Raw genomic sequence first — 5,689 nt, forward strand, 5'->3', positions numbered from 1 at the left:
TTTTATATTTAGCTTGATTGTTTATATTTTGGCAGCTTTGAGCCTATTTATCGTACCCGAAGACATCTTGTCCGCTCACGCAGATTTTAGAGATTTTACGGCATTTATGGCGGATTTTTATCCTGCTATAAACGTAGCGCAGACTAAAACCGCCTTTGGCGACGTAGCGTCGTTTCATCTTAGCTATTTGTACTTTTTTATGCTAGTTTGTTTGCTGTTTGCGGGACTTTACGGCGTGGCAAAAGGGGCTACCGGTAGGCTTGAGGAAAACAAAAACAACGCCCAAGCGCTTTTGCAAGACATTATTTTATTTGTGCTTATGGTATGCTTTTTGATATTCGGCGGACTTGATGTTTTTTTCTCGGGTTATAGCATATGGCACACTTATCGGCCGACGCGGGAGTTTATAATGCAGACGAGATTAGGTCTATTTTTGCGTTATGAGATAATCGGCTTTGGCATTGCAAATTTTGGTATGATGGTGTCGGCATATCTTATTGTGCAGATTTTTAGGCAGCTGCTGGCGTTCGTTTTGCTTAGGACTCGCCAAACGGCTACGTTTTTCGGACGGACATTTAGGCGACGCTAGCCGACTCGTTAAAGCTTGTTTAAATTTGACCGTACTCGTCGATAAATGAGCCAAATTTAAACGGTTAAATTCGTAAATTTAAGCCGACCGTCGTATCTGCCTTAGTTTTATGCGGATGAGATTTGCTTTTAGTAGCGCTTCTTCTTTATTTGGCGAGTTTGAGAGCCGCTCTAGCGCCTCTTTGGCGAGTTTTTCGGGCTCGCTTAAGTCCTTTTTCGTGCTTAACTCTTCTAGCAGCTTTGCATTAGCCTTTGCCACACTTAGGCACAAAAAGTCAAAACATACGCAAAATACGAGTAAAATCTGCGCGCACGGGACGTAAATGCTAAAAATATCCCTTGAAATTATCGCCGTGATAAGCTCGCAAAGCAGCTCTAAAAGCGCCAAACGAAACGAAAAAACGTAAAAATATCGCTCCTCCAGCCTGGCGATCAGCGAAAACACAAAAAGTAGCGCATATAGCAGCATTTCGCCGCCAACTCCGCCAAAAATCTGTGCCAAGGCGCTCCAAGTAAAATTAAAAACCAAATTTTGCGAAACCAGCGCGATGTAAAGCGATAAAATGTATGCTGGCGCAAACACAGCGAGGCTAAATTTGGGGTCTTGCGAGTAAAGTCGGACGGTAAATTTGATAAACGCGTAAAATTTCGCCAAAACGCCGAAAGCAAAATATCCGACCGCAGATAAAAACAGCACGCAAGCGCAGAAAAATGCAATCGCAAAGGTCGTTTCGCTCAAATTTTCTCCTTTTTGTTTTTAAATTTTATAGTTTTCGTCGTTTAACCCGGCTTAATCAAATTTAGCTTCGCCCCGCCAGCCCTCGCCCAAATTTAACCCCAGCTTAAGCATAAGCTTATATACTTTGGCTTTAAATTTAAGGCGGCAAATGAGATCTCAGAGCGAATTTTTTGGCGTTTTCATCACGCTTCTTGGCGGCGTATTATGGGGATTTAGCAGTGTTTGCGGGCAGTATCTGTTCACGCAAAAAGGCGTCAGCGCCGACTGGCTCGTGCCCTACCGCCTAGGCCTCGCCGGGCTTGCGATGGTAGCGTATTACATCGCTCGCTCGCCGCGCCTAGCCTTTGCGCCGCTAAAAGATCGCGTGCTTTTGCCGCAGCTGCTCATCTACGCGTTTTTTGGGCTTATGATGACACAGTATTCGTACTTTTGCGGTGTCGAGCTCTCAAACGCCGCCGTCGCGACCGTGATCCAGTACTCCGCGCCCGCGCTCATCCTTGCCGTCGTTTGCTTTTTGGAGCGACGAGCGCCCAAAAAGGTCGAGCTCATCGCGCTCATTTTAGCGGTGCTGGGCGTCGTGCTGCTCGCCACTCACGGCGATCTGGGTTCGCTGGTTATCAGCGCGGAGGCGCTGGTTTGGTGCCTCATTAGCGCGCTTGGCGTCGTGATCTATAGCCTCATTCCCACGAAGCTAAATCAAAAATACCCCGTCGCGTTAAATTTAGGCTGGGGTATGGTCATCGGCGGCGGCGCGCTTGCGCTTTATACGCGGGTTTGGCAGCTAGGCGGCGTGAGCGACGCGGACGGCTTTGCGGCGCTTGCCGCGGTGGTGATTTTGGGCACGATATGCGCGTTTAGCTTTTACATGACGGGGCTAAAGATAATAGGCGCAAGCAGGGCGAGCATGATCGCGTGCATCGAGCCGGTGAGCGCGGCGGCGTTTGCCTATTTTTGGCTGGGGACGGAGTTCGTGTTTCTTGATTTTGCGGGCTTTACGCTCATTATCTCGTGCATATTTTTGCTGGCTAAAGATAGGAAAAAGGCCTGAATTTGGAGGAGAGATGATCTATTTGGCGCAGACCGATACGACGGCGGGATTTTTGAGTAAGGATTTTCGCGAGATAAACGCGCTCAAACGCCGAGCGGCGGACAAACCCTGCCTCATAACGACGGCAAAGCTTAGCGAGCTAAAAAATCTCGCTCGCGTGCCCGCTAAATTTAAAAATTTAGTGCGCCGCGCGAGGAAAACGACCTTTTTATATCCGAACGCAAAAGCCGTGCGCGTCGTAAAAGAGTGCGCTCACGAGGAGTTTTTGAGGCAATTTGACTGGCTCTACTCCAGCAGTGCAAATTTAAACGGACAAAATTTCGACGAAGTCTGGGCGAAAGCGGCAGCGGACGAGATCGTGGATCAAAATTTCAGCCAAAACGCAAGCTCGAAAATATATAAAATTTCAAAAACGCGCCTAAAACGGCTGAGGTAGTTTGGCCTAAAACCGTCTAGCTGTTAATAATTTTATTTACCGCTAAAGCTGCTAAATTTAGCCCAAAACACGCCGTTACGCCCATGAAGCTGCCCAGTTTCACGCACCTTGGCAGCTCGGTCGAAAACACGACGTCAAATTTGCCTTTAAAGCCTGCTTTTTTAAGCTCGGTGCGTATTTTTTTAGCAAACGGGTCGTTGCAGGTTTGCCAGACGGAGGCGACCTTGATCTGCGTAGGATCGATGCGCTTTGCTCCGCCCATCGAGCTAATGAGCTTTTCGTGCGTTTTTAGCGCGAGCGCGATCTTGGCGGGCACGTCGTCGATAGCGTCGATCACGAGATCAAAGGGCGAAAAGTCGAAATTTGCGATAAATTCGGGCGTCATTAGCTCTTGCAGCGCCGTTACGCACTCGTATCTTGCGGCAAATTCGCCGACCTTGACGGCGCCGACTGCCTCGCTGTAAATTTGACGGTTTTGATTGGTTATATCAAAAATATCCTTGTCGATGACGGTGATTTTGCCCACGCCCGCGCGAGCCAGCGCGTCCGCGCAGATGCCGCCCACGCCGCCCACGCCGCAGATTAGGACGTTTGCGTTTTGAAGCTTTTTAAAATCATCGCCAAACAGCCAGCGAGACCTCGTAAACCGGTCGTTTTGATCCAAAATTTCCTCGCTCAAATTTGATCCTTTAGTGCGATTTTTAGGCCTTGCAAGCTCGCGTGCGCGGTCATATCGAGCATGATCGGAGTGAGCGAGGCGAAACTCTCGCTAAGCACGCTGATATCGGACTCGCCGTTTTGCTCGTAGTCTAAATTTGACGGTTGTCCGAGCCAGTAGTACTCGATGCCGCGCGGGTTGCGGTGGAGCATCGCGTGCGTGGCGTAGCTGCGTCTGCCGGCGGGTACAACGCGGTAGCCTCTAAATTCGCGGGCGGAGACGGCGGGGATATTTACGTTTAAAAACTGGCGCGGCGGCAGGAAGATTTCGCCATTTAGTACGCGCGGAACGATAAATTTGACGGCTTGCTGCGCGAGCGAAAAGCCGAGTTTTTCGATGCTGTCGTTTTTGTAAAACTGCGAAAACGCGATGCTTGGCACGCCCTGCAAAACGCCCTCCATAGCCGCTCCGCACGTACCCGAGTAGGTGATATCCTCGCCCACATTGGCGCCGTGGTTTATGCCGCTGATTACGAGGTCGGGTAGTTTTTTGTAAAGCGCATGAAGCGCGAGATAGACGCAGTCTGCGGGCGTGGCGTCGTCGAGTTTGTAAAAATCGTCGTCAAGCTTGATAAAGCGAAGAGGTCTAGTAAGCGTCAGCGAATGCGCGCAGGCTGATTTTTCGGTACTCGGCGCTACGATCGTAACGCGCGTATCGGGTAGCTCCCTCAGTGCGCTAGCTAAAGCGTGCAGGCCGCTAGCCTCGAATCCGTCGTCGTTTGTGATTAAAATTTCTTTCAAATTTATTCCTTTTTATCACGATTAGCTCAAATTTGACGAGCCCGTAGCTTTCAAATTTTTAAAGAAATGATTTTAGCACAGCTTTTATTATTTAAATTTAAAGTTTTGGCCTATGTTGGATATTGTTTACTTTATATTTTAGTTTTTAAATTTTATTCAAATTTCTCAGCAATATATTTTTCAGCGCGAATCGCTGCTACAGCTCCGTCTGATACCGCAGTAACTACTTGACGGATATCTTTAACACGACAGTCACCAGCTACAAATACACCATCTACATTTGTTCTAGTATCCTCTCCAGCTTTGATATATCCATCTTCTGTCATTTCAACTTTTCCTTCAAATAATTTTGTTTGAGGAATGTATCCTATGAAGAAGAATAATCCCATTGTTCCATCCTCTTCGTCAGCTTCAATTACATATTCTTCACCAGTTATTAAATTTTTCAATCTAATAGCTTCTAAGATTCCATCTCCGATTGCTTCTGTAACAACAGTATTTCCCAAAATTTCAATTTTCGGATTGTTTTTAGCTTTTTCTGCAGTTACTTTTTCACAACGAACATTTTCCCTACGGTATACAATCGTTACTTTACGAGCAAATTTAGTTAAGAATAAAGCTTCTTCCACAGCACTATTAGCTCCACCAACTACATAAACATCAAGCCCTTCGAAAAAGTCACCATCGCAAGTTGCACAGTAAGAAATACCTTTACTTTCTAACTCTTTAATTCCTGGCGCATCTAATTTTCTTGGAGACGCTCCTGTTGCAATAATTACTGTTTTGGCAGTATAATCACCACTCACACATGTAACTACTTTTTCATCCCCTTCAAGTTCAACATTAAGAACTTCATCTTGCTTTATTTCAGCTCCGAAACTCTTAGCTTGTTCAACCATTCTTGCTGTTACACGTGGTCCTGTTGGATCTTCTACCGCTCCAGGATAGTTTTCAATTAAGTGCGTAATCGCAGCTTGCCCCCCATTTTTAGATTTTTCAAGAACCAAGGTACTTAATTTCGCACGTGAAGCATACAGAGCGGCAGATAAACCAGCTGGTCCTGAACCTATAATAATTACATCATAATGTCTACTCATAATTATTCTCCTTTAGTTATTTTTTATAAAATTCTTTTTATCGCATTTAATATTAAATCATGATCGATGACACTAAAATCATCTTTTACTCTATCAGTCCACTCAGGAACTTCTCTATTATTTCTAAATTTCTTAAATGTCAATATTGATTCCGATATTAAATTAACCGATGGAACATCTAACTCTTCATTTTTTTTAATAAGTACCGACCTGTAAATTGTTTCATTCGGCTTAACACTTCCATATAAAGGATGTGTTACGATTTCCCAGTTATCATGCACATAATCTCTTACCTTTTTCAAGACATCTAGATAACTCACATC

Annotated in this window: 7 protein-coding genes and 1 pseudogene; 3 read left to right on the forward strand and 5 right to left on the reverse strand. The window is 45.8% G+C overall.

Translation table 11 applies throughout. The annotated features are described in order from the left end of the window. Nucleotides 1-589: pseudogene (locus Q0338_RS07355) on the forward strand (hypothetical protein); the annotation flags it as partial. A gap of 78 nt (nucleotides 590-667) precedes the next feature. Here the strand turns inward: Q0338_RS07355 and Q0338_RS07360 are convergent. Further along, nucleotides 668-1,327 (reverse strand): hypothetical protein, encoded by a 660-nt coding sequence (locus Q0338_RS07360; protein WP_298086187.1) that lies wholly within the window; start codon nucleotides 1,325-1,327, stop codon nucleotides 668-670. Between the two features lie 148 nt (nucleotides 1,328-1,475). Here Q0338_RS07360 and Q0338_RS07365 point away from each other — a divergent pair, with 148 nt between their 5' ends. Further along, nucleotides 1,476-2,375 carry a DMT family transporter gene (locus Q0338_RS07365; protein ID WP_298086188.1) on the forward strand — a complete coding sequence of 300 codons (900 nt, stop codon included), beginning with the start codon at nucleotides 1,476-1,478 and terminating at the stop codon, nucleotides 2,373-2,375. Between the two features lie 13 nt (nucleotides 2,376-2,388). Further along, nucleotides 2,389-2,811 carry a Sua5/YciO/YrdC/YwlC family protein gene (locus tag Q0338_RS07370; protein ID WP_298086189.1) on the forward strand — a complete coding sequence of 141 codons (423 nt, stop codon included), beginning with the start codon at nucleotides 2,389-2,391 and terminating at the stop codon, nucleotides 2,809-2,811. A gap of 16 nt (nucleotides 2,812-2,827) precedes the next feature. Here Q0338_RS07370 and Q0338_RS07375 read toward each other — a convergent pair whose 3' ends face one another. From Q0338_RS07375 to Q0338_RS07390, 4 genes are all read right to left on the reverse strand, one after another. Continuing rightward, entirely contained in the window at nucleotides 2,828-3,490 is a 663-nt protein-coding gene (locus Q0338_RS07375) for a tRNA threonylcarbamoyladenosine dehydratase (RefSeq protein ID WP_298086190.1), read from the reverse strand. After that, nucleotides 3,487-4,269, reverse strand: coding sequence for a 5'/3'-nucleotidase SurE (gene surE, locus Q0338_RS07380; protein ID WP_298086191.1), 783 nt, complete (start codon nucleotides 4,267-4,269; stop codon nucleotides 3,487-3,489). The genes Q0338_RS07375 and surE overlap by 4 nt, the downstream gene beginning before the upstream one ends. A 152-nt stretch (nucleotides 4,270-4,421) precedes the next feature. Then, a complete protein-coding gene (gene trxB / locus Q0338_RS07385) occupies nucleotides 4,422-5,366 on the reverse strand; it encodes a thioredoxin-disulfide reductase (RefSeq protein WP_003147792.1) in 945 nt (314 codons plus the stop codon). Between the two features lie 23 nt (nucleotides 5,367-5,389). Then, the coding region (locus Q0338_RS07390) for a GrdX family protein (RefSeq protein ID WP_298086192.1) at nucleotides 5,390-5,689 on the reverse strand (300 nt) is incomplete at its 5' end.

The organism is uncultured Campylobacter sp., assembly GCF_938018145.1.
Taxonomy (GTDB): Bacteria; Campylobacterota; Campylobacteria; order Campylobacterales; family Campylobacteraceae; genus Campylobacter_A.